Source organism: Haladaptatus paucihalophilus DX253, from assembly GCF_000376445.1.
Classification (GTDB): domain Archaea; phylum Halobacteriota; class Halobacteria; order Halobacteriales; family Haladaptataceae; genus Haladaptatus; species Haladaptatus paucihalophilus.
In genome coordinates this window covers 337,613-363,901 of record NZ_AQXI01000003.1, presented here as the reverse complement: position 1 = coordinate 363,901, position 26,289 = coordinate 337,613, and the positions used below count along the sequence as shown (strand labels likewise).

Sequence of the window (26,289 nt, the reverse complement as noted above, 5' to 3'; positions counted from 1 at the left end):
GCTACGAGGTGAGTTTGCTGTTACTGAGAACACATCTACAGAAGTGAGAACTCCGAAAGCCCCCGCCTCGCCAGCGCGCGCCGGACTGGAAATTCGAATGCGCGAAACAGTACGAATGCGCGAAACAGTACGAATGCGCGAAACACGCAAAACGGAAATACGAATGTACGAGGTCCCAAAGGTCGAAACCGTCCGAGTCGGGGGAAATCGGGGTAGAGTCGCGGTCAGGGGAGGTGTCGCGCGAACACGTCGTCGTGGAGCGTCTCGCAGGCGTAGTCGAGAATCGTCTCCAGATTTTGCGTGTCGTACTGGTTGTACCGGACGAGAACGTCGAGGGCGTCCTCGTCGCCCGCTTCGTACTGGTGCCAGAGTCGAACCGCGTCCTCGCCGCCGATGTCCATGCCGCCGCGACTGATGTCGAGGTCGGACTCCACCGCGCTGAGGCCGCCGGTGAGACCGAGGCGCTTGCAGATGTACATCAAATCGACGTGGGGCGTGTCGAGCGACAGGTCGAACTCGTGTTCGAGGAACGGCTGGTCGAAGCGCTTGCCGTTGAACGAGACTATCAGGTCCGACTCGCCGAGTTCGCGCCGAAGGGCGTCTGCGGACAAATCGTCGCCGCGGACGAGCGTCTTCGTCTCGCCGTCGCGGTGGAGGCTGACCGTGGTGACGACGCTGGAGTGGTGGCTCAGCCCGGTCGTCTCGATATCGAAAAAGCAGGTGGAAGAGCGGAAGTTCTCGTACAACCGCCATCCCTCGCCGCTGGGGAAGGCGGACGCGAAAAAGGCGGAGTTTCCGTCGTCCAAGTGCTCGCTCGCGGTGGCGATGAACGACTCGATTCGGTCGCCGGTGGCGTCCCCGACGTACGACGGGTCGAACTCGTCCCAGTGTGTGACGCCGTTTCGCCACAGTTTCCGTTCCGTCTTCTCGCCCACCCCGCGGACGGGAATGAAACTGTTCTCGATTCGCATCGACCGAAGGATACCACGAGAGCGTTAAATGCGTTGTCTCTCGGGGACGAAAACCGTCAGTTCCGTGAATGAAACCATGGTTGAAACTTACTCCGCACTGAGCATGCCGCGAATCGTCGCGCGCAGGTCGGCGGTATCGACCGGCTTTTCGAGGATGGATCGAACCCCGCGGCTGATGGCTTCGCGCCGGAGGCGCGGCGACGTCTCGGGCGTGAGAACGACCATCGGAACCCCGCGCTCGTGGAGGTCGTCACACCGTTTCCAGAGGTCTGCGGTGTACCCCTCCGTATCGAGGACGGCGACGGCTATCGACGCCTCGTCTCGGAGCACGGTGTCGAACTCCGCGACGGACGTGACGGTGGTCGCCTCACAACCCTCCTCGGAAACGAGGTCGGCGAGGAGCGAGAGGTTGCGCTCGTTCTTACTCAGGACGAGCACGGATGACGAAGCGGTCATTCATCGTCGAGGTCCGGCGCGGATTCGACCCACTCGGGAGCGCCCGAGAGGACGCCGCGAAGACCGGTGAGCGGTTTCCCGACTTCGACGCCGTGTTCGGTGATGCGGAACTCGCGGAGGGTGCGCTCGAAATCGCTGGTTCGTTTTTTCAGCACGCCGATGGCCTTGCGCATCTCGCCGGAGATTTCGAGGTGGCGAAGGAAGACGAGGGTGTCGGCGAGATAACTGATACCGGCCTCGGTCGCGCGGAATTCACCGGTCACGGTGCCGATTTCGTCCACGAGGATGACGGTGACGCCCATGCTCTTCAGGTAGCGCGAGAGGGTGTGGAGCTTTCGGACCAGCGTCTCGTTGTCCTCGCTTTGGACCGACAGCTTGTACCCCTGCAGACCGTCTATCATCACGATGCTGATGTCGTTGTCCTCCACTTCGTGGCGCACCTTTCTGGCGAACTCCATCGCCGAGTGGTCGAGGGGTTCGACCTCTTCGACCGAAAGCGTCCCTTCCGCCATCATCTCTTCGACCGGGATGCCGACGGATTTGTTCCGTTGCATGAACGTCTCGGTCGATTCCTCGAACATGTAGATTATCGACCGCTCGCCGCGATTCGCGGCCTCCTTCATGAACTGCGTTCCGGCCGTCGTCTTCCCGACGCCGGTCGGACCGCTGATGACGGACACCGTGCCGCGCTCGATACCGCCGTGCAGCAGTTCGTCGATTTCGGGGACGCCCGACGGGATGGGTTCGGCGACGTACTCGCCGTCGGACTTGCTCGTCGTCAGTTCGGGATAGACGGCGAGACCGCCCGCCTCGATTCGCATCGAATGTCTCCCCTCTCGAATCGACGAGCCGCGGAACTTCGGCACGCTGATGGTGCGACCGCGTTCGGACCGTTTGAGTTCGATAGTACCGTCCGTCATGTACTGGAGGTCATCGTCCGGCGAGTTCGCAGTGTTTTCCGACGTGACGAGAACGGTCGCGCCCTGCTCTTTCAGGTAGCGCATGAACGCGATGACCTGCTTTCGGAACTGGTACTCATCCGAGGTCAGATGTCGGAGTTTCGTGAGGGGGTCGATGAACACCCGATCCGGCTGTATGGTTTCGACGCGCTCTGTTATCGCCTGCGTGAGCGGTTCCTGTTCGACTTCGCTCGGAGAGAAGATATCGTAGGACTGGTCGTCGACGAACACGTCCGAATCGGGACTCAAATCGAGGAAGTGCACGTCGTCGAGGTCGATACCCAGCGTCGCCGCGTTCTGTCGAATGTCAGATTCCGATTCCTCCAAATTGACAAACAACACCGTCTCGCCCGCGTCGAGACTCGCGGTGAGATAATTGATGCCGAGAATCGTCTTCCCCGTTCCCGGATCGCCTCGAACGAGATAGCTTCGTCCCGGAATGAGTCCGCCGTGCACTATCTCGTCCAGTCCGGGCACACCGGTCGATATCCGCTTCGGTGGACTGAGAGTCATACCCTAGTACATAATCGCGGGAACACACATATATCTCTATTGGGCGTGAAAGGAACGAATCGCAAGGGAGCGGCGACCCGATGCGGGGGAAATAGGTGGAACGAACCGTGACATGAACAGTCTGAGAACGTGTATGACAAAGGTGGTTTCGAGAACGTGACGAGGTGGCAGAAAATGAACACTTACCCGGAACCGTCAGGGGGTAAGCACCGGCAGCCGTTCGATTGGCAACAAATAACAAAGGGAGAGAGGGACCTAGCGACGTCATCGCGTGAGCCGCTCGTCCACCGACCCTGACGGGGTGAGCGACACGCAGGTGAAAATACGATGTCCGACGCAGACACCGACAAATATCCGGAGGAGTCCTCGCGCCGACGGTTCGTGAAAGGAGTCGTCGGCAGTGCGGAGTTGGCCGGTATCGGAGCGCGAACGGCGGCGATGATGAAAACCGCGACGTCGCCCTCCGGAGCGGGTGGCGGGACCGTCGAATACTACGGCGTCGAGAACATCGCCGGACCCGCACCGCGGGGGATGCCCCAAATTCCGGTCGAACTCGATAGCAACGGCGACCTGAGAGGCGTGTGGCCCGAGGTGAAGCAGGTCGAACGAAACGGCAACACCGTCACCATCGCCGAACAACAGATGGGGGGAATCACGTACTCCTCCCAGTGGTTCCAGTACTGTGGCGTCCAGACGTATCCCGGTATCCAACCGGACGCGGAACAGGACAACTACTTCCGCTACACGTCCTCGCAGTACACGTGGCAGTCCGAATCGGTTTCCGCGGGGGATAGGGTCAACATCGACGACTTCGACGACTACAGGACGTGGGGGAACGACATCGGAAAATCCGGGCTCGGGAAACCCGCCTCCGCGACGTGGCGGTCACAGGACGTGGAAGCGAGCGGGACGATTCCCGTCCAGATAATCAGGAGCACGGCGATAGAGGAGAAGGCGAAGAACAACCAGTGGTTACAGGCGAGCACGCAGGAAGGGTTCATCGCCATCCTCGACAAGTGTACGCACTTCTGCTGTGTGCCGCTGTTCAAAGCCGACCCGGGGAGCGCGAAGTTCAACGCGCAAAACGATATCTACTGCCCGTGCCACCAGTCCATCTACGACCCGTACGCCATCGAACGGCTCTCGTTCGTCGCCCTGCCGACGGCCGACGGATTCGTCGGGTGAGTAGGGGTAACGAGCAGTTCCAGAGTAGAGCAATTCCCGATTATCGCTTTCCGATTACCGCTCCTCGACCGGTTGCCACTCCCGATTTTCCCCGCCGACGTAGGCGGAGCGCGGCCGGATGATGCGGTTGTCGTCGAGCTGTTCCAGACAGTGTGCGGTCCATCCGCCGACGCGGGCGATGGCGAACGTCGTCGTGAACAGTTCCGACGGAATCCCGATGCCGTGGAGGAGGACGGCCGTGTAGAATTCGACGTTCGTCGCCAGACTGAGGTCGGGCCTGCGTTCCGAGAGCAGGTCGGTCGTGGTCGTTTCAACCGTCTTCGCCGTCTCGAAGAACGCGCGCTCGCCACCCGACTCGTAGAAGGATTCGGCGGCCGACGAAAGCACGGCGGCCCGCGGGTCGCGGACGTTGTAGACCCGGTGACCGAAGCCCATGATTCGCTCTCCTTCGTCGAGTTTGTCCTCGACGTAGCCCGCCGCGTCGCCCGAGTTGTGGATGTCGAGGAGCATGTCGAGAACCGGGCCGGGCGCGCCCCCGTGGAGCGGCCCCTTGAGCGCGCCGACCGCGCCCGTAACTGCCGACACGAGGTCCGTCTCCGTCGAGACGATGGCTCGTCCGCTGAACGTCGAGGCGTTGAGGCCGTGGTCCACGACGGAGTTGAGATAGGTTTCGAGGCCGCGCGTCTCGGCGTCGGTCGGTTTCTCCCCGGTGAGCATGTAGAGGTAGTTCGCGGCGTGCGAGAGGTCGCCGTCGGGGGCGACCGGTTCGTTCCCGTTTCGGAGTCGCCAGTAGGCCGCCACGATGGTCGGCAGTTGCGCGACGAGGAGGCGGGCTTCGTCCTCGGGACCGTCCGTTTCGTGTCCGAGCGTCGCGGCCGCGACGCCCATCCGAAGCGCGTCCATCGGGTCGGCGTCGTCCGCCGCGGCCGCCCGGAGCAAGTCAAGCGTCGCATCCGAGAGGTCGCGGTAGGCGGCGAGGTCGGCGCGGAAGGACGCCAACTCCTCGGCGGTCGGCAGGCGGTCGTTCCACAGGAGGAAGACCGTCTCCTCGAACGTCGCGTGCTCGGCGAGTTCCGCGAGCGGATACCCGGCGATGACCAGTTCACCGGCGTCGCCGTCGATGTAGCTGCGTCGGGTTTCCGCGACGATGACGTTCTCCAATCCCTCGTTGATAGTCTGGTCGGTCATGCTTCGAATGAACTACGAACGCCGGAGCATATATACACCCTATATTTCCTATTACAAATATAAATTCGTGAAAAATCGTGGAGCGTCCGGAAATCGCTCAGTCGGGTGCGCCGGACTCGAAGAGAATGGGGATTTCTGGATAGATATACAGAAAGATATCTGGACAGAAATGCGGAGAGATTTCTAATTGGACAGAAAAATACCCTTCGAATGGGTCGGGAAGGATTACTCTCCGACCCATCCCTTCGACGAAATCCCGACCGAACCCGGAAGGAACGTGGGGAAACCCCAGTCCTAAAGCCGGGAGAACCCAATCCGTTGGCATGAACATGCTCGTGGACGGCGAGTGGCGGACCGACGCGTACGAGAGCACGAACGAGGAGGGTGAGTTCGAGCGACAAACGACGTCGTTCCGCGAGTGGGTCGAGGACGACCCGGAGAGCGAGTTTCCGGCGGAATCGGGTCGCTATCACCTGTACGTCTCCTACGCCTGCCCGTGGGCACACCGGACGCTCCTCGTGCGGTCGCTGAAGGGACTCGAAGACCATATCTCGGTGTCGGTCGTGGACCCACACCGGCAGAACGACGGCTGGGAGTTCTCTCCCGACCGGCTCGGCTGTACGGCTGACAGCGCGAACGGGGCGGAGTACCTCCGCGAAGTGTACGTGAAGGCCGACCGCGAGTTCACCGGGCGCGTGACGGTGCCCGTCCTCTGGGACGAGGAGCGTGAAACCGTCGTCAACAACGAGTCGGCGGAGATAATGCGGATGTTCGACACCGCGTTCGACGACATCGCGGACCGCGACGTGACCCTCTACCCCGAGACGTACCGCGAGGAAGTGGACGAGACCATCGAGGACATCTACGACCCCATCAACAACGGCGTGTACCGTGCGGGGTTCGCGGAGACCCAGACCGCCTACGAAGCCGCCGTGTCCGACCTGTTCGAGGCGCTCAACCGCTGGGAGGAAGTACTCGCCGACCGACGCTACCTCTGCGGGCCGGACCTGACCGAGGCCGACCTCTGCCTGTTCACGACGCTCGTGCGCTTCGACGCGGTGTACGCGACGCACTTCAAATGCAACGTCCGCCGAATCGCGGACTACCCGAACCTCTGGAACTACCTGAAGGAGTTGGCACAGCTACCCGACGTCGCCGAGACGATTCGGATGGACCACATCAAGGAACACTACTACCGAAGCCACGCGGACATCAACCCGGCCGGAATCGTCCCCGTCGGCCCGGACCTCGACTTCGATGCCGACCACGACCGCGAGCGGTTAGCGGGTGGCCCGCCGAACGAGATTCGACGGTGAAAATCCCCAGAATACATAGATAACCATCGTTGGAAAAGTATGAAGTAACAAATCATCTTACTTCCAGAGGTGCGCGAGAATACATTCGACATCACGAGGCGGAGCGCGCTGGCACTCTTGGGAGCAGGTGTGGCCGGGGCGATGACTGCCCCCATCGCGGCGGGCGAGCGGCCGACCGGCGGCAGCGACGCCCACTGGACGACGGGCGAGAAGTACGGCGTCGGCACCGTCGCCGACCACGATTCCGACGACCCCTCGCGGGTCTGGTTCACCCTCACCGAGGGCGCGCTGACCGAGGCGCGATTCCCGCGAATCGACTACATCAACCTCCGAACGCTCGATTTCGTCGTGGCAGACCCGGCGGACGGCTACGTCGCCCGCTCGTTCAACGTCTCCCGCTTGGACGACGAGGAGGAGGGCGTCGAGCGGACGACCGAGATGGCGGACGACGATTCGCTCTCCTTCCGGCAGACGATAACCGCGACCGACGGCCGGGATTGGAAACTCGTCGTGGAGTACGCGGCGCATCCCGACCGCGACGCGTTCCTCGCCGACGTGAAGTTCGACGGGGGCGGAGCGAAGTACGACGTGTACGCCCTCGCCGACACGGCGTTCTCGAACAGCGGGATGGGCGACGTTGCACACACCAGGGCAGACAGCGGCGAGTCCTACCTGTCCGGCCACGACACGACCGACAACGACGGGAACGCGGTCATCCTCGACGCGGACGGGAACCCCTACAACGTCGCCGGGGCGCTCGCCGCGGACGGCGGCTTCGACTGGACGACGGTGGACGTCGTAGGGGGCGACAGCCTCTCGCCGCTGCTCACAGACGGAACGGCCGAAACGAGCTACGACGAGGCGGCCGGGAACGTCGCGCTCGTCGGACGACTCGGACGGAAGACGGACGGAGTGAACGCGACCGTCGCGTTCGGCTTCGCCGAGAACGCGGACGAAACGAGCGCGTACGAGGAGGCGAAGGCGGCACTCTCCTCACCGTTCGGGAAGGTCCGAGCGCGCTACGCGAAGTCGTGGCGAGAGTACCTGAAAGGAGTCACAGTCCCGAAAAGCGTTCGAAGGGACGAGGAGCTTCGACGGCAGTTCGACGCCAGCGCGATGGCGCTGAAAGCCGCCGAGTCGAAGCGGTTCCGCGGTGCGGGCGTCGCCAGTCCGAGCGTCCCGTGGGGCGAGGCCGTAGTTGCGAACGAACCGTCCGACTACGGGTACAACTTCGTCTGGTCGCGCGACCTCTATCAGGCGTTCACCGCGCTCTCGGCCATGGGCGACGTGGAGAGCGCCGTCGCCGCCGTCGAGTACCTGTACGAGTATCAGCAGGACGACGCGGGCTTTCTCCCGCAGAACACGTTCCTCGACGGCCGGACGCGCTGGGGCGGCGAGCAGATGGACAACATCTCGTTCCCCCAAATCATGGCGTATCAACTGCGCGAACGCCACGACATCGGGTTCGACGACGTGAGCTACGACTACGAGAACGTCCGCCTCTCGGCGGATTACGTCGTCGGTCACGGACCCGCCACCGGACAGGAACGCTGGGAGGAGGAGTCGGGCTACTCGCCGAGCACGACGGCCGCCGAAATCGCCGGACTCGCCTGCGCCGCGGCCATCGCCGACGAGGAGGGCGAGGACGCCGACGCGCTCGTCTACCTCGCGCTGGCCGACCGCTGGCAGGCGAAGACGGAAGCGTGGATGGCGACGACGACGGGCACCGATGAGCACACGCGGACGCCGTACTACTTCCGCATCAACGACGACACGGACCCGGACGACGGCGCGCCGCGGAGCATCAACAACGGCGGGCCGACGCTGGACGAGCGGAACGTCATCGACGCGGGCTTCCTCGAACTCGTCCGCCTCGGCGTCAAGCCGTGGGACGACCCGACGATTCGGAACTCGCTCGCCGTCGTGGACGACACCATCGAGGTCGAGACGCCGCACGGTCCGGCGTTCTACCGCTACAACGACGACGGCTACGGCGAGCAGGGTGAAAACGCGCGCGACGACTACCGCGAGGGCGGCCCGTGGTCGCTCGACAACGAGGGGCAGGGTCGCCTCTGGCCCATCTTCACCGGCGAGCGGGGCGAGTACGAACTCCTCGCGGGATGTGAGCGCGAGTACGACCCCGAATCGTTGCTCACGACGATGGCCGGGTTCGCCAACTCGGGGCGGATGATTCCCGAGCAGGTGTGGGACCGGCCCGATTCGACCGCCTACGGGTGGGAGTTCGGCGAAGGAACCGGCTCCGCGACCCCGCTGTCGTGGAGCATGGCGCAGTTCGTCCGACTGGCCTACGGCATCGAGGCCGGAAAGCCGGTCGAGACGCCCGCGTTCGTCGAGGGGCGCTACGCGGACGGCGAAGTCCCGGACGGACCGGCCCTCTCGGTCGAGTTCCCGTCGTCGCCGGTCACGCGACGGACCGTCACGGTCTCGGTCGAAACGGACGGCGCGACAGTCGTCGTGAAGACGCCGAGCCAGACCATCGTGCGCGACGGCGGCGCGTTCAGCGTCGCCGTCGAGGTCGGCGACGGCGAGAGCGGCATTACGGTCGCGGCCGCGACCGACGGTGATTCCCTCGCGGAGACGGGAACGACGGTGCGCCGGAAGACGGTGGCGTACGTCGACGTCGGCGACGAGGTTGCGACGTGGGACGACCCGGCGGGCGACGACGCGGGGCCGGGTTCCTACACCTACCCGACCTCGGGCGAGTTCGTGGACGGCGCGTTCGACATCGACTCGTTCGGCGTCTACGAAACCGACGACGCCTACCAGTTCCTGCTCCGGCTCGCGGGCGAGTTGACGAACCCGTGGGGCGGCAACGAGCTATCCTTGCAGACGATTCAGGTGTACCTCCGCGACCCCGACGCCTCGGGCGGGACGACGGACGCCCGCGAGGGCGTCAACGCGACCTTCGAAGCGCCGTACCAGTACCGCGTCGTCGCGGAAGGGTTCGTTCCGGCGCGCGTCGAAGCGGGAGACGGGAGCGAGCTCACGCGCGACGTGACGATAACGGGCTACGAGTCGGTCGATGCGGTCAAGCTCGAACTGCCGAAGTCCACCCTCGACGGCGATTTGACCGACATGCAACTCGTGCCGCTCCTCCTCGGACAGGACGGTTACAGTCCGGGACGGATTCGCCCCGTCAACGCGACGGCGGGCGGCTACACCTTCGGCGGCGGCCGCGACGATTCGATGAACCCGAACGTCATCGACCTCGTGACGCCCGAGGGAGTGAATCAGTCGGACGCGCTCGCCTACTCCGCCGACGAACTGGCGACGATTCCGTACCTGTCGCTGTAACGACCAGACGCCGATTCGGTCGCGTTTCGCTCCCCGAGCGCGGTGACGACCGAGCGGTCCGTGCGGGAGAGGGAGGCGGTGACGGCGGAATCGTCGCGGACCACCCGACTGTCCGCGACTCTCGACCAGTCGCCGTCGTACCGCCACAGTCGAAGCGTCGTCTCGTTCACGCCAGCGGCCGCAACGGCGCGGGGGTCGTATCCCACTCGAAGGTCGAGCGTCGAGTCGGACGACGTTCCGCTGACCACGACCGACCGGCCGACGGGCGCGCGATTCGGCGGAGCCTCCGGCCGGTCGGTCGAGTCGAGGGCGACGTTCCGCCCCGAGAAGGACAGTCGCGTGCCGTCGAGCGAGACGTTCCGAGCGTCGAGGGACGAACCGCGTTCGGCGAACACGGTCCAGTTCTCGTTTTTCGTCGCCGTCACGTCGCGGAGACGGGCGGCGGAGTCGTTGAGATAGAACCCCGAACTCGTCGCGCCGGGGATGGAGGCGTTGCCCGCCGAGCGTGCGACCGTCGTGTTCGAAATCCGGGCCCGAGAAGTCCCGACCAGTCCGACACCGACGAACCCGCTTCCGGTGACGGTGCTGTCAGTCACCGTCGCGTCGGTCGAGTCCAGGAAGTTGACGCCGACGAGTTCGTCGGTCGTCGTGGCGTTGTCCAGCGTGGTCCGTCGGGATTCAACGACGCTCACGCCGAGCAGACCCGAACTGGCGTTCACGTCGGCGACGGTGGCGTTCGTGCTGTTTTCCACCCCGAACCCGACGCGATTCGAGATGGCGAACGAGCGGGCGAACGTGCTGGCGCTCGCGTTGTCGGCGAAGAACGCGACGTTGTTCCCGGCGGCCACGCCCCCGCGGACGGTCCCGTTCGTCCCGCCGAGGAGGAACCCGACTTCGTTCGACTGCCCGACGCTATCGACGACGACGGAACCGGTCGAACGGACGGACGCGAATCCGGCGACGTTGCGCGATAGGTTCGCATCGAGGACGCGCGTGTCGGTGCTGTCGGCGACGAAGATTCCCGCGGACTCCGACGGCCCCGGGAACGGCCGACGTTGCGGGTTCACGTTGGTCGTCGCCGTGACGTTCGTCAGGTCGGTTCCGGTCGCGTCGGCAAGTCGCACGCCGGACAGGTCGTTATCGACGACGCGAACGTCCCGAAGCGTTCCGTCGGTCGTCCCCGCGAACCCGACGCCGACCTCCCAGTCGGTCGCCGTCAAGTTCCGAACGGTGACGTTCCGCGCGTCGCGGACGGACAGACCAGTATTTCCGCTGTTTCCGACGCTCCGTCGGTCGGTTTTGCGCCCGTCGATGACGTGGCCGCGACCGTCGAGCGTCACGTCGTCGGCGCGGATGTCGATGCAGGATTCCGCCGTCTCGGTTCGGACGTCGGACGCGAGGACGTAGCGGCCGGGCGTCGAAATCGTCGTACAGGAGTCGATGGACGTACTCGACGCGTCGGGGGCGTCGCCGAACGCCGGAACGGACGCACAGACCAGCGAAACGGCGAGCAGCAGAACGAACAACCGAACGAGTCGTGACGAACGCGCGGGGCGTGACGGTCGCATGTCCCCCGGCACGAGCGGCCGGTGCTTTGTTATTCGCCGGAAGCGACGTCGTAACGGCGAAAGCACGTTGGTAGAACCGGGTATCGTCGAAAGTACGTCGGTCGGAGCGGGTAACGCCGAATACCGACCCGGGAAACCCTAACCGCGTCGGGCGAACGTGTTTTGGGGGTCGGCGGAAATGATACTATATGGTAATGAAAGAGTCAGAGGAGAAGATCGGACGCGACGACCCCGTTCCGAACTTCGAACTCCGCGGCACGGACAGAGAATATCACACGCTGGGCGACTTCGCGGACTACGACGCCGTGTTACTGGTGTTCACCTGCAACCACTGTCCCTACGCGCAGGCGAAGTTCGACCTGCTCAACGACCTCGCGGACGAGTACGACGACGCGGCCATCGTCGGTATCAACCCCAACGACGCCGACGAGTACCCCGACGACTCCTTCGAGGCGATGCAATCGCGAGTGGAAGACGGGACGATAGGGTACGACGCCTACCTCCGCGACGAGTCACAAGAGGTCGCGGAGGCCTACGGCGCGGTCTGCACGCCGGACCCGTTCTTGCTCCGCAACGAGGGAGACACGTTCACGCTGGCCTACCACGGCCGACTGGACGACGCGCTGAACCCCGACGCGGAGGCGACCGAGTTCTACATCCGCGACGCCATCGACAGCGTGCTGTCGGGCGAGGATGTGGACTTGGAGTTCATGCCGTCTCGTGGTTGTTCCATCAAGTGGAAATAACGAAAAGTAGGAGCAGGCGGTAACACTCGTGTCACTTCCCGACGTGAGTGTAACCGAATATTTTGGGAACCAGCTATAAGTGAGAATTCGTCGTTGTAGTATCCATGGCAGAAGGAAGCGATACGGTGACGAAATCGACGGGGTTCAGGTTGGCCAGAGTGATCTACGGCGGTCTTCTCACGTACATGGGGATTTCCGGGCTCCGGAACGTCGAAGCGCAGGCGGGCTACGCGGAAGCCAAGGGCGTCCCGATGCCCGAAACGTCCGTCGTGGCATCCCACTGGCTCCTCCTCGTCGGTGGCGTCGGAATCACCCTGTGGAAACTTCCGGCGCTCGCCGCCAGCGCCGCCATCAGTTTCTTAGTCGGCGTCACCCCGTTCACCCACGACTTCTGGAATCAAGAGGGTCAGGAACGACAGAACGAAGAGAACCACTTCCTCAAAAACGCGGCCATGCTCGGCGCGGCACTCGCCTTCCTCGGCGTCGCGGAATCCGAGAAGGCGAAAAAATCGACCGACGAATAACGAACCGAGCGACACGCGACGAACTGACCGGCGAGCGACGGACGGCCGCGACGGCGCTCTTTTCGAACGAGTACACCGACCGCGGACCCGAGTGCCGCAAAGCTTTACGGGCGAATCCGACGAATCGGACCACATCGTGGCCCGCCTCGAAGACCCGCTCGAAATCGGGGGCGTCGAACTTCCGAACCGACTCTATCGCGCCCCGTTGCTCGAATGCGCAGGCAACGGCGAAGACTCGGTGGAAACCCTGCTTCGGGAACTCGAACCGGCCGCCGAGTCGGGCGTCGGGCTGATATGTCAGGGTGCGACCATCGTGCGCGGCGAGGGAGGGTGTGCCGCGCCGGGAATGACCAGGGTTCACGACCCCGCGTTCGTCTCGCGCCTCTCCCGACTCACGGACGCGGTGCACGACCACGGGAGTCGGATTTTCGTCCAACTCGAACACGGGGGGTTGCGGAGCATGGAGACGTGGCACGCGGGCTACCGCGCCGAAAACCCCGAGTTGCGACAGTTGGCCGTCTCGCGGCCGCCCGCCGTCCTCCGATTGCTGGACAGAGTGGGCTTCCTCGACTACGACCCGCACGTCCTCTCGACAGCGGAGGTGTACGACCTCGCGGCCGATTTCGGCCGCTCGGCGGAATACGCGGTCGAAGCGGGCTACGACGGAATTCACATCGCCGGGGCGAACATGGGTATCGTCCAGCAGTTCCTCTCGCCGTTCTACAACCGCCGCGACGACGAGTTCGGCGGGTCGCTCGCGGCCCGGACGAGGTTCCTCGAAGTGGTGTACGACGAGATTCGGGAGCGCGTCGGCCCCGACGTTCCCGTCGTGACCAAGGTTCCCGCCGAAACGACCGCCCCCGCGTTCGTCCGGCGGCACCTCTCGCTCGCCGACGGAATCCGCATCTGCGAGCGGTTGGCCGACGTGGGATTCGACGCCCTCGTCCCGGTGCAGGCGTCGGTGTTCTGGGACGCGAGCATCGTTCGCGGCGCGTTCCCGGCCCGCGCGTGGCGCGACGAGCGGTTCCGCGACGGATACGGGGAGGCGTTCGGGAGCAAACCGCGCGCCGCGCTCGTCGCCCTGCTCAACTGGCTCCAGTCGCTGAAATACGACTTCGACCCGGCGTGGAACCGTCCGTTCACCCGTCGCGTCTCGTCGCGCGTGTCGGTGCCCGTGCTGGCGGAGGGCGGGATTCGGACCCGCGCCCAAATCGACCGACTGCTCGCCGAGGGCGCGTGCGACGCCGTGGGAATGGGACGACCGTTTTACGCCGAGCCGCGGCTCCCGGCGCGACTGCTCGAAAGCCCGAACGCCGCCGTCGCGTGCGAAAATTGCAACAACTGCACCGTCCCGCAAGCGACGGGGGCGCGCGGCGTCTGTCGAACGCCCAGCGTGCTCGCAAAGCGCGGAGAACTCCGGGAATCGGGTGCCTACGACCGCCCCGGTAACCCCGACCGAGAGGAGTCGTAACGGGTATTCGGTCGGGGACCCAATCGAGGGACAGTGACCGACGAGTACGAGATTTCTGACTTCTACGACGCCATCGAAGACGTGGGGCGTCCGGTGCTCACCGCCGATGAGGTCGCCCGCGCACTCGACTGTTCGCACGAGGACGCCAACCGCGTGCTGGAGCGACTCGCCGAGGAGCGCGACGTGGCGCGGCTAGACGTGGAGAACGACCCCGTGGTCTGGTTCCCGACCGAGTGGGAACGACTCGCCGACCGCGAGCGAATCGTGGTGTTCCCGAAACGCCGCGAAATCGTCGCCGACCAACCGGCGCAGTTCACGCGGGCGCAGCTCTCGCAGTTCGCCCACCTCAACGATACGACGCGGGCGGGGAGCTACAGCTATCGTGTTCGGGAGGAGGACATCTGGTCCGCGCCGTACGATTCTCTGGAAACCCTGATGCGGACCGTCCGGCAGGTGCTCCCGGAGCCGTCGCCGGATTTGGAGGGATTCATCGAGGCCCAGTGGAAGCGCGCGCGGCAGTTTCGCCTCTACACCCACGAGGACGGCTACGTCGTCCTCGAAGCCGCGAGCGACGACCTGATGGGGAACGTCGCCCGACAGAAGTTGAGCGAGGACCACCTCCGCGCGCCCATCGCCGACGACGAGAGCTGGGTCGCGGAGGACAAGGTGGCCGAAGTCAAACGAATCCTCTACGAAGCGGGCTACCCCGTGCAGGACGAACGCGACTTGGAAACCGGGGACGACCTCGATATCACCTGCGCCCTCGATTTGCGCGACTACCAGCGCGAGTGGGTCGAGGAGTTCGTCGATCTCAAATCCGGCGTCCTCGTCGGCCCGCCGGGGAGCGGGAAGACGGTGGCCGCGATGGGCGTCCTCGAAGCTGTCTCCGGCGAGAGCCTGATTCTGGTTCCGGGACGGGAACTCGCCGGGCAGTGGCGCGACGAACTGCTGGCCAGCACCAGCCTCACGCCGGAGCAGGTCGGCGAGTACCACGGCGGCGAGAAGAACGTCCGCCCGGTGACGATTGCGACCTACCAAACCGCCGGAATGGACCGCCACCGCCAGCTGTTCGACCAGCGACGGTGGGGCCTCATCGTATACGATGAATGTCAACACATCCCATCGCGGGTGTTCCGCCGGAGCGCGGACCTGCAGTCGAAGCACCGACTGGGATTGTCAGCGACGCCCGTACGGGAAGATGACAAGGAGAAAGACATTTTCACGCTCATCGGCCCGCCCATCGGCACCGACTGGGACGCGCTGTTCGAGGCCGGATTCGTCGCGGAACCCGAGGTGGAAATCCGGTACGTCGGGTGGGACGAGGAGACCTATCACGGCGAGTACGCTAACGCCGACGGACGCGGGAAGCGGCGAATCGCCGCGACGAACCCCGCGAAACTGGACGAGATTCGGTTCCTGCTCGCCGAACACCCCACCTCGAAGGCGCTGGTGTTCGTGGAGTACCTCGAACAGGGCGACCGAATCGCGGAGGCCCTCGACGTGCCGTTTCTAAGCGGCCAGATGCGCCACGCGGAGCGCGAGCGCCACCTGCAGGCGTTCCGCGACGGCCGGGAGGACACCTTGGTCATTTCGCGCGTCGGCGACGAGGGAATCGACCTCCCGGACGCCGAAATCGCCATCGTCGCGTCCGGGTTGGGCGGGTCGCGGCGGCAGGGCGCACAGCGCGCCGGGCGGACCATGCGCCCCGCCGGACGCGCTCGGATGTACGTGCTGGCGACGCGCGGCACCCGCGAGGAGGAGTTCGCCCGCCAGCAGTTGCGCCATCTCGCTTCGAAGGGAATTCGAATTCAGGAGACGGTGCTGGACGAGCGAGAGGAAGACGACTGACTCGGCGACGGGAGTGAAGTAACGGCGGCCACAACGTCGGGGTATGGCCCGCGAAGTGCGACACGACGCGAGGAGTCCGCTCAAACTCGACGAGGACGACATCGACGAGGAGAAAGGCGATATCGCCGTCTGCCGGTGCGGCCTGTCCGCGGAGTATCCGTTCTGTGACGGCACACACCGAACGACGCGGGACGAGGAGGAGGGAACGGTGTACCGGTACGAAGACGGCAAGCGACGGGTAATCGAGAAAATCGTCTACCGGGAAGGGGACGGGAGCGGCGACCACGGAAACGGCACCGACGACCGCGGGGACGGTAACCGCGACTACGGGGACGACAACGGCGACTGACGCGCCGCGTCGGCAACAACGCCTAACCGAATCGCCCGCGTCCCGAAGGTATGCGTCTCGGGGAGACGAGGGGAGGAAGATGAGGGGAATACTGGCGGGTGCGGTCGTCGCGGTCGTCATCGCCGCCGCGATTGTCGGGGGTAGCGGAGTCGCTTCGGGAGGAGGCGAACCGGGAGCGACGGAGCCCCCAGCGGTCCAAGCGGTCGGCGTGACTGCCGACATCGAGTACACGTGTCGGAACGTGACCGTCACGGTCGAACCCGAGCGGGTGCAGTACGACCTCGTTATCTTCTACGAGGATACCGTCACGGGAAAGCGAGGCAAGGCGCTCGTCGGCCCCATGCGCGGGAAGACGGTCGAACCGTACGGGAACGGCATCGTGTTCACGAGCGTCGAAGTGATGGTCAACGGAGCGACCGTCGAAACGGAAACCATCCTCGCGAAGTGCTACCCGGATACCAAGGACGCGACGCGCTCCGGGAGGTCGCCTATCGGCACCGATTCGGGGGTCTCGGCGAGCGGGGAGCGTTCCCGAAACCCGGTGCCGGTCGCGATGGCGACGACTGATTCTTCGGGGTCGATTTTGCCCGCGGTCGAAAGGTGACGGATTCCCGCCAGCGTCGTCGCCGAAGCCGGTTCGACGCAGAGACCGGCGCGGCGCGCGAGTTGTCGTTTCGCGTCGAGGATGGCGTCGTCCGCCACCGAGAGCACGGCCCCGCCGGTGTCACGAACCGCGGCGAGAACCCGGTTTCCGCTCGGCGGGGAAGCATTGGCGATGGAGTACGCCACCGTTTCGCCGCCATCGACGGGCGTCACGCGGTCCGCCCCGTTCCGGAACGCTTCTGCTATCGGGTCGCACGCGGCGGCTTGGACGAAGTAGAGTCGGGGGAGCGACTCGGCATTGAGCAGGTTCGCGTCGCGGAGTTCGCACACCGCCTTCCAGATGGCGCTGGCGTGGCCGCCGCTACTCACGGGGGCGACGATGGCGTCGGGCGTCCGTCCCTCGTCGGCGAACGCCTCGCAGATTTCCAGCGCCGTCGTCTTCTGGCCCGCGACCCTGAGCGGCGCATCGGAGTTGACGAACCGGACCCCCGGTAGGTCGAGACTCACGTCGTACAGCCGACCGTAGTCGCCCTCGACGCGCACCAGCGTCGGGTCGTACCGGGCGATGTGGGTCAGCCGCTCCGTCGGGATGTCGTCGGGGACGAGCACGAGGCAGTTCAGCCCCGCGCTGGCGGCCGTCGCGGCCGTGCTCATCGCCATGTTGCCGTGCGAAACGGTTCCCACCCAGTCGTCGCCCGCGTCGAGCGCTCGGGCGACGCCGACCGCGCTTCCGCGGTCCTTGAAGCTGCCCGTCGGGTTCGCGCTCTCGTCCTTGACCCGGAGTTCGCACCCGGCGTAGTCGTCGAGACGCGGCGTTCGAAACAGCGGCGTTCCGCCGACGACGGACCCGATACCCGGCGGGCGGGAGACGGGGAGCAGGTCGCGGTAGCGCCAGATGGACGAGCCGGACGTTTCCGGCCACGAAAATCGCGTCGCGTCCGTTCGGTCCGCTCGGCCCGTCGCGTCAACCCCATCCGTTCCGTCGATTTTCAACCAGAGCGGTTCGCCGCACGAACAGCGCGCACCCGTCGCGGCTTCCCGGCCGCACCGATAGCAGACCCGCGTTGGCGGCGTTTTCGTCCCCGTCATCGGATCGCGTCCTCGTAGGTTCGTTTGGCGCGACTCGCGCCGTCGAGCAGGTAGTCGGCGTCGATGCCGACGACCTGAAAGTCGAATCCGGCGTTCACCCAGCGTTCGACGTCCTCGGGGTCGAGTGCGATGCTCCCGACCGGAACGTCGGCGTCGTGAGCCGCGTCCAGAACAGCGGAAATTTCGGTGTCCAGCGACTCCGTGTCGCCGAACCGTCCGAGCGACGCGGAGAGGTCCGCCGGGCCGACGAAGAGCGCGTCGATGCCGTCCGCAGCCGCGATGTCGGCGGCGTGTTCGACGCCGCTCTCGGTCTCGATTTGCGCCACGACGAGCCGTTCGTCGTTCGCCCGCTCGAAGTAGTCGGCCAGGTCGCGGCCGTACCGCGACGCCCGCGACCCGGCGACGCCCCGGGTTCCGTCCGGCGGATAGCGCGTCGCGTCGGCGATTCCGCGGGCCTGTGCCCCCGTCTCGACCATCGGAACGATGACGCCGGAGACTCCGGTATCGAGGACGCGCTTGAGCCGCGCGGGGTCGTCGTCCGCCACGCGAACGAGCGGTTCGGTGGTCCCGCTCGCGGCGTCCACGGCGCGGGCGAGGGTTTCGACCGTTTCGAGCGACATGGCCGTGTGTTCGGCGTCGATGACCACGAAATCGAAGCCCAGTTCGGCGCACATCTCGGCGACCGCCGGGTGGCCGATGGAAATCCACGACCCGACCGCGGCGTCGCCCGCACGGATGGCGGTTGGCAGTTCGCTCATGGGGTGCAGGACGGGTGGGAGGGAAAAATAGCACCGGGTCGGGGAAATCCGCTCAATCCGCCCCGGTCACGCTGTAGATGACGAAGAGATACCCGACCGTCGAGACGCCGTAGTTCACCGTGAGGAGCAACCGACTGTTGTTGAAATCGGTGAGAAACGCGCTGAACGTGGTGGCGATGGCCGCCGCGACAAGGATGGAAAACCCGATAGAGAGGACGAGCATCGACCGACGGGACGTCTGTTGGTATGCGCGCATCGCTAACCCGACCATGGTGAGACCGGTCGCGGCGAGAACGACGCTGAGTACGATATACGTGATTTCGATAGCTTGCATGGAGTGTCGCCTTCTATTTTCGTGAACTACAAATCAGGCAACTGATTTAAAATTACGCCATATCGCAATCCATCAATCGGACGGCACGAACCGCGTCGGGTTCGGAATCGAATCCGGCCACGCGGGATTGAAAATTTATTTGACAGTGTGAAGAACCGCCGTCCGTCAGAACAGCGTGACGGCGAGGAATCCGACGAGTAGCGTTCCCGTCACGACGAGTTGGAACACCGCCGACGCCAACAGGCCGACGATGGCGAAGGTGGCCGTCTTGGCCCCTCTTCCCGCATCGCGGGTTCGGGCCAGTTCGACGGCGAACGTGGCAAGGGCGACGGCGACGAGCATCCCCAGCGGTCCCGTCGTGAACAGTGCGACGACGCCGACGACGCCCGCGACGGCGGCCGACAGACCGAACCACCGCTCGCTCGGGCGGAAATCGCGCTCCCGGCGTACTCGGCGACGACCGCGGCGACCCCGAGGACCGTTGCGATGGCCACGAAGGGAAGACCGGGGTCCCCGAACCCCGTCCCCCACCAGTAGGCGTAGATGCCCGCGAGCGAGAGCGGGACGCCCGGCAGGAGCGGGACGACGCTGCCGAGGACGCCGCCCAGCAGGAGCGCGAGGGCGAGGAGGAAGGGCCAATCCATGTGGAAGGGAAGGCGGTTACGAGCCATAACCCTTCAGGTTGCCCGATAGCTTTTGAACGCTAGCGACCGGAGATACGAACGATGACGGTACTCGTCGCCGGCGCAACCGGGTTCGTCGGCCGCCACCTCGTCCCCGCACTCGTCGAGCGCGGTGAGGAGGTCGTGGCGATGACGCGGGACGCATCGACGTACGACCCGCCGGAGGGCGTCTCGGTCGTCGAAGGCGACCTGAACGACCGGGAGAGCCTGCAAGGAATCTTCGAGGGCGTGGACGTCGCGTACTACCTCGTCCACTCCATGGGCGAGAGCGAGGACTTCATGGCCCACGACCGGGTCACCGCGCGGAACTTCGTTTCCGCGGCACGCGAGGGGGACCCCTCCCGCGTCGTCTACCTCTCCGGACTCGGGGGAGAGCGAGTCACCCTCTCCGACCACCTCAAATCGCGCCGCGAGGTGGAGTACATCCTCGGCACCGGTCCCTACGACCTGACCGTCCTCCGGGCGGCCATCGTCGTGGGGGGCGACAGCGCCAGCTTTCGCATGGTTCGACAGCTGTCGGAGCGCCTTCCCCTGATGATAACGCCGCGGTGGGTCGGGACCGACTGCCAACCCATCGCCATCGACGACGTGGTGGCCTACCTCGTCGGCGTCCTCGACGCGCCCGAGACGGCCGGAAAGACGTTCGAAATCGGTGGCCCGGACGTCCTCACCTACGGCGAGATGGTGATTCGGACGGGCGACCTGCTCGGCAAGCAGTCCACCATGATTCCCGTTCCAGTCCTCACCCCGAAGCTCTCGGCCTACTGGGTCGACCTCGTGACGGACGTGCCGAAGGAGGTTGCCCATCCGCTCATCCTCGGCTTGAAGACGCGAACCGTCGTGGAGGACGACCGAATCCGCTCGCTCGTCCCCATCGAGTTGACGTCGTTCGACGACGCCGTTCGGCGCGCCATCGCATGAATCGCCCCGTCTATCGATGGACGTACGAGAGCATCGTGGACGCGATTCCGGGCGTCACGTTTCCCGATTGGCTCGCGCTCACGATACAGTTCGTCCTCTTCGAAGGGGTCATGTTGCTCCTCGCGTGGCGATACGACCTCTGGCACGCCGTCCCGGCGGGAACCGCGGCCATCGTCGTCGCCACCGCCGGAAGCGCGCTGATGCTCCTCATCGGCCGCCGAGTGCGGGACCTGTCGATGCCGACGGCGTACCGAAAGCTGCTGTTCGGGTCGAGCATCGAGGTGGTGCTCGGCGTCATCGCGTACGTCGCGTTGATAACGTACCTGCTGGTGTACACCCCGCGGACGGGCGCGCCGCTCCTCGAATCGCTGTTGGGAACCGCCCCGCCGATACCAGCGGTGTTCCTCACGCTGCTCGTCCTGTGGGACGTGTGCTATCGCATCGGCACCGCGTGGTGGGCGAGCGTCATCGGCTTCTGGGTCGCGTTCCGGCATCCGACGGAGGGAGCGACGCGGCGAAGTCTCCGCCGCGTGGACGCCTTCGTCATCTGCTTCGCCCTGTTGCAACTCGTCCTCGTGCCGTTCGTCCGGGGCTACGACCTGCTGGTGTTCGCGCTGGTCGGCCACGTCGTCGCGGTGCTCTGCGTCTCGGGGAGCGCGATTTTTATCCGCACCCGTGGCTCAACTATTTAACGGATGGTGGCATAATCCGTTGGTACAGGTTCCCAAGCCATGTCCGACAGTGACCCGTCGTTCTCGATTCCGCACCGGCCGCGACGGACGTATCCGCGGCAGGGCGGCGTCCGCTACGAGGGGGAGACGCTGTTTCGCCTCTCGCCGAGTTCGGACCCCTCCGAGAACGACCTCGTGAACCTCGTCGAGCGCGTGCTCGACGGGGAGTCGTACACCTACGGCGACTGGTTCGACCTCCCCGTTCCGATGTATCTCGTGCGCGACCGCGAACACGACACCACGTTTCGCGTCGTCGTTCGATACGGGTCAGTCGAGCTACACATTCTCCCTGACACGCGTTCGTCGGGGTTACAGACGCTCTATCATCGACTAACGGCGTGTTCGGACTGCTCGTGGAGCGTCTCGTGCGAGTCGAACCCGAACTGACAAATCGAAACGGAGTACAACCATTATATACCATCGGCGGGGGAACGTAATCTAATGGCGCTCCATGTAGACTCCCGCGATTGGACCCTCCGTACGACCCACAATCGAGACGAGATGTTGGCGCTCGCGGACGAAGAAGGAATTCGAGCGGCACGGGCGTCCTACCCGTCCGGCTGGCTCTTTTTGACCCGTGACCCGTCGACCCGCGAGCTGGTTCGACTCGCCGCGGCGACCGGCGGCGAGTGGCAAGTGGAGGACCTCGCGCACGAACTCGACCGGGACCTCGAAGACGTCGAGCGAAGTTTGGAGGACCTCGTTGCGCTTCGCGTATTCCGCGAGGACGACGAGACGTATCGACCGAACTCGGAAAGCGTCGTCGCGAACGCCGTCGGACAGTTACGAAGCGCGGCGGACGAGCGGGGCGCGTCCGACGGCTTCCGCGACCTCACGCAGCCGGAAGCGGTTCGCCTGCTATTGGACGCGCTCCTCGCCGTGGACGAGACGGAAGAGTTCACGCAGGACGACCTCCACGAACGCGTGGGGTTGTCCCGAAAATCGGTGTGGATGCACGTTGACCCGCTGGAGGAACTCGGCGTGCTCACGGACTCCGGTAGCGGCTACAAAATAAACGAATCGAGTTCTGTCTTCGCTCACATCAGAGCGCTGAACGCCGCGGTTCTCGGCACCGCCCTCTCCCCTTAAGCGGTCTGTGTCTGACTGAGATCCGCCCCGACGTAGTCTTCTTCCCACTCACGGCGCGCTTCGATTTCACGCGCACCCCTCCGGGTGAGCGTGTAGTAGTTCGTTCGACGGTCTCGCTGTCCCTTCTCCACCAACCCTTTGTCCACGAGGGAGTCGAGATTCGGATACAGTCGCCCGTGATGAATCTCCTTCTCGTAGTACGCTTCGAGTTCTTCTTTGATGGCGAGGCCGTGGGGTTCGTCCAGACCAGCGATGACGTACAGCAAGTCCCGCTGGAAACCAGTCAGGTCGTGCATGGTTCTCCCTATCCCTACAGAATCATGCAACAGACAAAAGAGTGATGGCCGTCCCGAGCATACCCCGACGCTTGCTTGCGGTTTTTTGAAAGGGCGTATCGACTACTCTCGTGTCGAAATCTGTTGGAAAATCTATGTGAATGGCCTCTCCCCAAACTCTATAGATACTCCTCCGGTCGTCACGTCCCGAGAAGCGACACGTCGAAAAAAGGACCGCTCGAAGCGATCGGTCGGTCGAAATCGGACGTTACGGGACGCGCCGTCCGGTTTTCTCGACACGTCCGTCCCGGCGGTTTCGGTTTTAGACACCCGGCGATGCGATGGATTCAACCCCGGATTTATGCCCACGTGTCTGGTTGTCTCACGCATGGCAATACGGGACGATCATCCCGACTTCGAGACGTACCGTGCCGCTCTCGGACACGAACCGCCGGACGCCCACCCCTCCCTCGCGGACGAGTTGCGCGCCGCGGTCAACGGAGAAGTCAGGTTCGACCGATACACGCGCGTGCTGTACTCGACCGACGGCAGCATCTATCAAGCGCAACCGGCGGGCGTCGTCTTTCCGACCGACGTCGAGGACGTCCGGGCCGCGGCCCGGGTCGCCGCCGACCACGACATGCCCGTTCTCCCGCGCGGTGCCGGTTCCTCGCTCGCCGGGCAAACCGTCGGTCCCGGCTGTGTCGTGCTCGACTTCTCACGGCACATGGATTCGATACTCGACGTGGACCCCGACGGCCGACGGGCGGTCGTCGAACCCGGCGTCGTACAGGACGATTTGGACGACCACCTCGCGCAGTGGGACCTGAAGTTCGCCCCCGACCCGGCCTCCTCCAACCGAGCGACCGTCGGCGGCGGCATCGGCAACAACTCCACCGGCGCGCACTCGGTCCGCTACGGCATCACGGACGCCTACACCACCGAGCTCGACGTCGTGCTCGCGGACGGGTCGCTGATTCACACCCGCGACGTCGAACTCGACGGCGAGGAGTGGGACGAAATCGTCGGGAAGGACGACCGCGAAGCCGAACTGTACCGCACCGTCCGGGAACTCGTGGAGGAAAACGAGGACGAAATCGAAGCGCGCTATCCGACGCTCAAGCGCTCCGTCAGCGGCTACAACCTCCACAAAGTCGTCTTCGAGCGGGACGGGACGCGCTACATCAACCTCTCGAAACTGTTCGTCGGCGCGGAGGGGACCTTGGGCGTCGTCGTCCGCGCGACGTTGGATTTGGTGTCGCGTCCCGACGAAACCGCGCTCGCGCTCTACTGCTTCGACGACCTCGTGTCGGCGATGGAAGCGGTTCCGGAGGCGTTGGAGTTCGACGTGAGCGCGGTCGAGTTGATGGACGACGAGGTGTTCCGTCTGGCGCGCAACTCGTCGGAGTTCGCCGCATACGCGGAACCGATTCCCGAGCAGGCCGCCGCGGCCCTCATGTTGGAGTTCGACGGTGAGATTTGCGACGACTTCGAGGACGCCATCGCGGAGACGAACGCCCACTTCGTCCACGCGGGCGAGGCGTTCGACGTCCTCGAAGCCTACACCGAAGACGAGCAAGCCGACCTCTGGAAGCTCCGGAAGGCGGCGATTCCGCTGTTGATGAGCATGGAAGGCGACCCGAAGCCCTACCCCTTCATCGAGGACGCCTCCGTACCGCCGGAGGAACTCGCCGAGTACGTGCGCGAGTTCATGGACGTGCTCGAAAATCACGACACCTCGGCGGCCTACTTCGCCCACGCCGGAAGCGGGACGCTGCACATCCGCCCGATTCTGAACCTGAAGGACGCCGAGGGCATCGAGACGATGCACTCCATCGCCGACGATGTGACCTCGCTCGTCCTCGACCACCACGGGTCCTTCTCGGGCGAACACGGGGACGGATTAGCTCGAACCGAGTTCAACCCGAAGATGTACGGCCCGCAACTGTGGTCGGCGTTTCAGGAGCTGAAGACGGCGTTCGACCCGGACTGGCGATTGAACCCCGGAACCGTCGTGTTCCGCGACGAGGACGGCGCGGACATGCGCGAGCACCTCCGATACGGTCCCGAGTACTCCTCGCTCGAACCGACGACGGTGCAGGACTTCTCCGACGAGGGCGGCTTCTCGCACCTCGTGGAACTGTGTAACGGCTGTGGCACCTGCCGCCAGACCGGGAGCGAAACGATGTGTCCGTCGTACCGCGGCATGAAGGACGAGATGGCGACCACGCGGGGGCGAGCGAACATGCTCCGCGCCGCCATCAGCGGCGAGATTCCGACCGAAGAACTGTACACCGACCGGTTTCAGGAGGAGGTGCTCGACCTCTGTCTGGGCTGTAAGGGCTGTGCCCGCGACTGTCCGACGGGCGTCGATTTGGCGAAGCTGAAAGCGGAGGTGAAACACGCCCACCACGAGGAGCGCGGGCCGAGCCGTCGGGACCGATTTTTCGCCAACGTGGACAGAATCTCGGCGCTCGGAAGCGCGCTCGCCCCGGTGTCGAACTGGGCGACGCGGTTGCCGGGGTCGGACGTCATCGCCGAGAAACTCCTCGGCATCGCGCCCGAACGAGACCTCCCGACCTTCAGCAGGGAGTCGTTGGAAGAGTGGTTCGAGGCGCGCGGCCCTCGCGTTCCGAAGGACATCGCCACGGAGCACGTCGTCCTCGTTCCCGACACATTCACGAACTACAGCTATCCGGCACCCGGCAAGGCCGCGGTTCGCGTCCTCGAAGCGGCGGGCGTCCACGTGCAAGTTCCCTCGAACCTCGCGCCGAGCGGGCGGGCGGCCTACTCCGAGGGCTTCCTCGATACGGCGAAAGAGAACGCGGAGAAAAACGTCTCGGCGCTCGAACCGGCCGTTTCTGAGGGGTGGTCGGTCGTCTTCGTGGAACCCTCGGACGCGGTGATGGTGCAGGACGAATATCGGGACCTCGTGTCGGGGTCCGCCGTCGAGAAAGTCGCCGCGAACACCTTCGGCGTCTGCGAGTTCATCGACCGCGAGCGATTGGACGACGGCATCGAGTTCCGCGAAGTGACGGAATCGCTCGCCTACCACGGCCACTGCAACCAGAAGGCGCTCGGGCGCGACCACCACGCGGTGGGCGTGCTCCGCCGGGCGGGGTACGCGGTGGACCCGCTGGAGAGCGGGTGCTGTGGCATGGCGGGGAGTTTCGGCTATCGAGAAGAACAGTACGACCTCTCGCAAGCCATCGGTCGAATCCTGTTCGAGCAGGTGGAAGAGAGCGACGCGGAAACCGTCGTCGCGCCCGGCGCGTCCTGTCGCACGCAACTCGAAGGCAACGAGGCGCGCCCACCGCACCCCATCGAGAAGGTCGCGGAGGCGCTCCCTCCGGGGAGCGCGACGCGCTGACACGGTTCTCCGCCTCCACTATCGATT

At 64.9% G+C, this 26,289-nt stretch carries 23 protein-coding genes and 1 pseudogene; 13 read left to right on the top strand and 11 right to left on the bottom strand.

The window, feature by feature from the left end:
* Nucleotides 1–224 precede the first annotated feature (224 nt).
* From B208_RS0120385 to B208_RS0120375, 3 genes are all read right to left on the bottom strand, one after another.
* Nucleotides 225–971, bottom strand: a complete 747-nt coding sequence (locus B208_RS0120385) for a ribonuclease H-like domain-containing protein (RefSeq protein WP_018129103.1) — start codon at nt 969–971, stop codon at nt 225–227.
* Nucleotides 972–1,058: 87 nt separating this feature from the next.
* Nucleotides 1,059–1,427 carry a DNA-binding transcriptional response regulator gene (locus tag B208_RS0120380; RefSeq protein WP_007982112.1) on the bottom strand — a complete coding sequence of 123 codons (369 nt, stop codon included), beginning with the start codon at nt 1,425–1,427 and terminating at the stop codon, nt 1,059–1,061.
* Nucleotides 1,424–2,899 carry an ATPase domain-containing protein gene (locus B208_RS0120375; RefSeq protein ID WP_026177980.1) on the bottom strand — a complete coding sequence of 492 codons (1,476 nt, stop codon included), beginning with the start codon at nt 2,897–2,899 and terminating at the stop codon, nt 1,424–1,426. The genes B208_RS0120380 and B208_RS0120375 overlap by 4 nt, the downstream gene beginning before the upstream one ends.
* Before the next feature lie 327 nt (nt 2,900–3,226).
* On the opposite strand from B208_RS0120375, the gene B208_RS0120370 reads away from it, so the two are divergent.
* Nucleotides 3,227–4,084: a Rieske 2Fe-2S domain-containing protein gene (locus tag B208_RS0120370; protein ID WP_018129102.1), complete on the top strand. Its 858-nt coding sequence runs from the start codon at nt 3,227–3,229 to the stop codon at nt 4,082–4,084.
* Nucleotides 4,085–4,138: 54 nt separating this feature from the next.
* Here B208_RS0120370 and B208_RS0120365 read toward each other — a convergent pair whose 3' ends face one another.
* Complete coding sequence (locus B208_RS0120365) at nt 4,139–5,272, bottom strand: citrate synthase (protein ID WP_007982107.1); 1,134 nt, start codon at nt 5,270–5,272, stop codon at nt 4,139–4,141.
* A gap of 323 nt (nt 5,273–5,595) precedes the next feature.
* On the opposite strand from B208_RS0120365, the gene B208_RS0120360 reads away from it, so the two are divergent.
* Both B208_RS0120360 and B208_RS0120355 read left to right on the top strand, forming a co-directional pair.
* Nucleotides 5,596–6,588: a glutathione S-transferase family protein gene (locus B208_RS0120360; RefSeq protein WP_007982105.1), complete on the top strand. Its 993-nt coding sequence runs from the start codon at nt 5,596–5,598 to the stop codon at nt 6,586–6,588.
* Between the two features lie 141 nt (nt 6,589–6,729).
* A complete protein-coding gene (locus B208_RS0120355; protein WP_007982104.1) occupies nt 6,730–9,903 on the top strand; it encodes a glucodextranase DOMON-like domain-containing protein in 3,174 nt (1,057 codons plus the stop codon).
* On the opposite strand, the gene B208_RS0120350 is transcribed toward B208_RS0120355, so the two are convergent.
* The gene (locus B208_RS0120350) at nt 9,858–11,471 is read right to left on the bottom strand and encodes a right-handed parallel beta-helix repeat-containing protein (RefSeq protein ID WP_007982103.1); all 1,614 of its coding nucleotides are present in this window, start codon (nt 11,469–11,471) and stop codon (nt 9,858–9,860) included. The genes B208_RS0120355 and B208_RS0120350 overlap by 46 nt on opposite strands.
* Nucleotides 11,472–11,659: 188 nt before the next feature.
* Here B208_RS0120350 and B208_RS0120345 point away from each other — a divergent pair, with 188 nt between their 5' ends.
* From B208_RS0120345 to B208_RS0120325, 5 genes are all read left to right on the top strand, one after another.
* A complete protein-coding gene (locus tag B208_RS0120345) occupies nt 11,660–12,217 on the top strand; it encodes a thioredoxin family protein (RefSeq protein WP_026177979.1) in 558 nt (185 codons plus the stop codon).
* Nucleotides 12,218–12,321: 104 nt separating this feature from the next.
* The gene (locus B208_RS0120340; RefSeq protein WP_007982101.1) at nt 12,322–12,741 is read left to right on the top strand and encodes a DoxX family protein; all 420 of its coding nucleotides are present in this window, start codon (nt 12,322–12,324) and stop codon (nt 12,739–12,741) included.
* Nucleotides 12,742–12,877: 136 nt separating this feature from the next.
* Nucleotides 12,878–14,212 (top strand): oxidoreductase, encoded by a 1,335-nt coding sequence (locus tag B208_RS0120335; protein WP_026177978.1) that lies wholly within the window; start codon nt 12,878–12,880, stop codon nt 14,210–14,212.
* A gap of 33 nt (nt 14,213–14,245) precedes the next feature.
* Nucleotides 14,246–16,060, top strand: coding sequence for a DEAD/DEAH box helicase (locus B208_RS0120330; protein WP_018129099.1), 1,815 nt, complete (start codon nt 14,246–14,248; stop codon nt 16,058–16,060).
* 43 nt (nt 16,061–16,103) lie between these two features.
* Nucleotides 16,104–16,409, top strand: coding sequence for a CDGSH iron-sulfur domain-containing protein (locus B208_RS0120325; RefSeq protein ID WP_007978056.1), 306 nt, complete (start codon nt 16,104–16,106; stop codon nt 16,407–16,409).
* A gap of 447 nt (nt 16,410–16,856) precedes the next feature.
* Here the strand turns inward: B208_RS0120325 and thrC are convergent, their stop codons facing one another.
* The 5 genes and pseudogenes from thrC to B208_RS25065 form a co-directional block, all read right to left on the bottom strand.
* Nucleotides 16,857–18,101: a threonine synthase gene (gene thrC, locus B208_RS0120315; protein ID WP_007978058.1), complete on the bottom strand. Its 1,245-nt coding sequence runs from the start codon at nt 18,099–18,101 to the stop codon at nt 16,857–16,859.
* Entirely contained in the window at nt 18,098–18,859 is a 762-nt protein-coding gene (locus B208_RS0120310) for an HpcH/HpaI aldolase family protein (RefSeq protein ID WP_007978059.1), read from the bottom strand. The genes thrC and B208_RS0120310 overlap by 4 nt, the downstream gene beginning before the upstream one ends.
* Before the next feature lie 52 nt (nt 18,860–18,911).
* Complete coding sequence (locus tag B208_RS0120305) at nt 18,912–19,193, bottom strand: DUF7521 family protein (protein WP_007978060.1); 282 nt, start codon at nt 19,191–19,193, stop codon at nt 18,912–18,914.
* Nucleotides 19,194–19,358: 165 nt separating this feature from the next.
* The gene (locus B208_RS25070; protein WP_018129098.1) at nt 19,359–19,535 is read right to left on the bottom strand and encodes a hypothetical protein; all 177 of its coding nucleotides are present in this window, start codon (nt 19,533–19,535) and stop codon (nt 19,359–19,361) included.
* A gap of 125 nt (nt 19,536–19,660) precedes the next feature.
* Nucleotides 19,661–19,837, bottom strand: a pseudogene (locus B208_RS25065) (DUF456 domain-containing protein); the annotation flags it as partial.
* An 81-nt stretch (nt 19,838–19,918) separates the two neighbouring features.
* Between B208_RS25065 and B208_RS0120295 the strand changes: the two are divergent.
* Genes B208_RS0120295 through B208_RS0120280 form a run of 4 tightly spaced genes read left to right on the top strand, consistent with a single transcriptional unit; the run spans nt 19,919 to nt 22,617 of the window.
* Entirely contained in the window at nt 19,919–20,797 is an 879-nt protein-coding gene (locus B208_RS0120295; protein ID WP_007978062.1) for an NAD(P)H-binding protein, read from the top strand.
* The gene (locus B208_RS0120290; protein WP_007978063.1) at nt 20,794–21,489 is read left to right on the top strand and encodes a DUF7530 family protein; all 696 of its coding nucleotides are present in this window, start codon (nt 20,794–20,796) and stop codon (nt 21,487–21,489) included. Before B208_RS0120295 ends, B208_RS0120290 begins: the two co-directional genes overlap by 4 nt.
* Before the next feature lie 39 nt (nt 21,490–21,528).
* A complete protein-coding gene (locus B208_RS0120285; RefSeq protein WP_007978064.1) occupies nt 21,529–21,915 on the top strand; it encodes a hypothetical protein in 387 nt (128 codons plus the stop codon).
* Nucleotides 21,916–21,969: 54 nt separating this feature from the next.
* The gene (locus B208_RS0120280; RefSeq protein ID WP_232423891.1) at nt 21,970–22,617 is read left to right on the top strand and encodes a helix-turn-helix domain-containing protein; all 648 of its coding nucleotides are present in this window, start codon (nt 21,970–21,972) and stop codon (nt 22,615–22,617) included.
* On the opposite strand, the gene B208_RS0120275 is transcribed toward B208_RS0120280, so the two are convergent.
* Nucleotides 22,614–22,913: a PadR family transcriptional regulator gene (locus tag B208_RS0120275; protein WP_007978070.1), complete on the bottom strand. Its 300-nt coding sequence runs from the start codon at nt 22,911–22,913 to the stop codon at nt 22,614–22,616. The genes B208_RS0120280 and B208_RS0120275 overlap by 4 nt on opposite strands.
* Before the next feature lie 367 nt (nt 22,914–23,280).
* On the opposite strand from B208_RS0120275, the gene B208_RS0120270 reads away from it, so the two are divergent.
* On the top strand, nt 23,281–26,262 hold the full coding sequence (locus B208_RS0120270) for an FAD-binding and (Fe-S)-binding domain-containing protein (protein ID WP_007978072.1): 2,982 nt from the start codon (nt 23,281–23,283) through the stop codon (nt 26,260–26,262).
* Nucleotides 26,263–26,289 lie beyond the last annotated feature (27 nt).

Excerpts from the sequence above, each read along its gene's own strand:
- B208_RS0120290 (WP_007978063.1), top strand. The coding sequence starts at position 20,794 with ATGAATCGCCCCGTCTATCGATGGACGTACGAGAGCATCGTGGACGCG.
- B208_RS0120345 (WP_026177979.1), top strand. The coding sequence starts at position 11,660 with ATGGTAATGAAAGAGTCAGAGGAGAAGATCGGACGCGACGACCCCGTT.
- B208_RS0120275 (WP_007978070.1), bottom strand. The coding sequence starts at position 22,913 with ATGCACGACCTGACTGGTTTCCAGCGGGACTTGCTGTACGTCATCGCT.
- B208_RS0120305 (WP_007978060.1), bottom strand. The coding sequence starts at position 19,193 with ATGCAAGCTATCGAAATCACGTATATCGTACTCAGCGTCGTTCTCGCC.
- B208_RS0120365 (WP_007982107.1), bottom strand. The coding sequence starts at position 5,272 with ATGACCGACCAGACTATCAACGAGGGATTGGAGAACGTCATCGTCGCG.
- B208_RS0120295 (WP_007978062.1), top strand. The coding sequence starts at position 19,919 with ATGACGGTACTCGTCGCCGGCGCAACCGGGTTCGTCGGCCGCCACCTC.
- B208_RS0120270 (WP_007978072.1), top strand. The coding sequence starts at position 23,281 with ATGGCAATACGGGACGATCATCCCGACTTCGAGACGTACCGTGCCGCT.
- B208_RS0120325 (WP_007978056.1), top strand. The coding sequence starts at position 16,104 with ATGGCCCGCGAAGTGCGACACGACGCGAGGAGTCCGCTCAAACTCGAC.
- B208_RS0120375 (WP_026177980.1), bottom strand. The coding sequence starts at position 2,899 with ATGACTCTCAGTCCACCGAAGCGGATATCGACCGGTGTGCCCGGACTG.
- B208_RS0120280 (WP_232423891.1), top strand. The coding sequence starts at position 21,970 with ATGGCGCTCCATGTAGACTCCCGCGATTGGACCCTCCGTACGACCCAC.
- B208_RS0120340 (WP_007982101.1), top strand. The coding sequence starts at position 12,322 with ATGGCAGAAGGAAGCGATACGGTGACGAAATCGACGGGGTTCAGGTTG.
- B208_RS0120360 (WP_007982105.1), top strand. The coding sequence starts at position 5,596 with ATGAACATGCTCGTGGACGGCGAGTGGCGGACCGACGCGTACGAGAGC.
- B208_RS0120370 (WP_018129102.1), top strand. The coding sequence starts at position 3,227 with ATGTCCGACGCAGACACCGACAAATATCCGGAGGAGTCCTCGCGCCGA.
- B208_RS0120310 (WP_007978059.1), bottom strand. The coding sequence starts at position 18,859 with ATGAGCGAACTGCCAACCGCCATCCGTGCGGGCGACGCCGCGGTCGGG.
- B208_RS0120385 (WP_018129103.1), bottom strand. The coding sequence starts at position 971 with ATGCGAATCGAGAACAGTTTCATTCCCGTCCGCGGGGTGGGCGAGAAG.
- B208_RS25070 (WP_018129098.1), bottom strand. The coding sequence starts at position 19,535 with ATGCTCGTCGCCGTCGCCCTTGCCACGTTCGCCGTCGAACTGGCCCGA.
- B208_RS0120380 (WP_007982112.1), bottom strand. The coding sequence starts at position 1,427 with ATGACCGCTTCGTCATCCGTGCTCGTCCTGAGTAAGAACGAGCGCAAC.
- B208_RS0120355 (WP_007982104.1), top strand. The coding sequence starts at position 6,730 with ATGACTGCCCCCATCGCGGCGGGCGAGCGGCCGACCGGCGGCAGCGAC.
- B208_RS0120350 (WP_007982103.1), bottom strand. The coding sequence starts at position 11,471 with ATGCGACCGTCACGCCCCGCGCGTTCGTCACGACTCGTTCGGTTGTTC.
- B208_RS0120285 (WP_007978064.1), top strand. The coding sequence starts at position 21,529 with ATGTCCGACAGTGACCCGTCGTTCTCGATTCCGCACCGGCCGCGACGG.
- thrC (WP_007978058.1), bottom strand. The coding sequence starts at position 18,101 with ATGACGGGGACGAAAACGCCGCCAACGCGGGTCTGCTATCGGTGCGGC.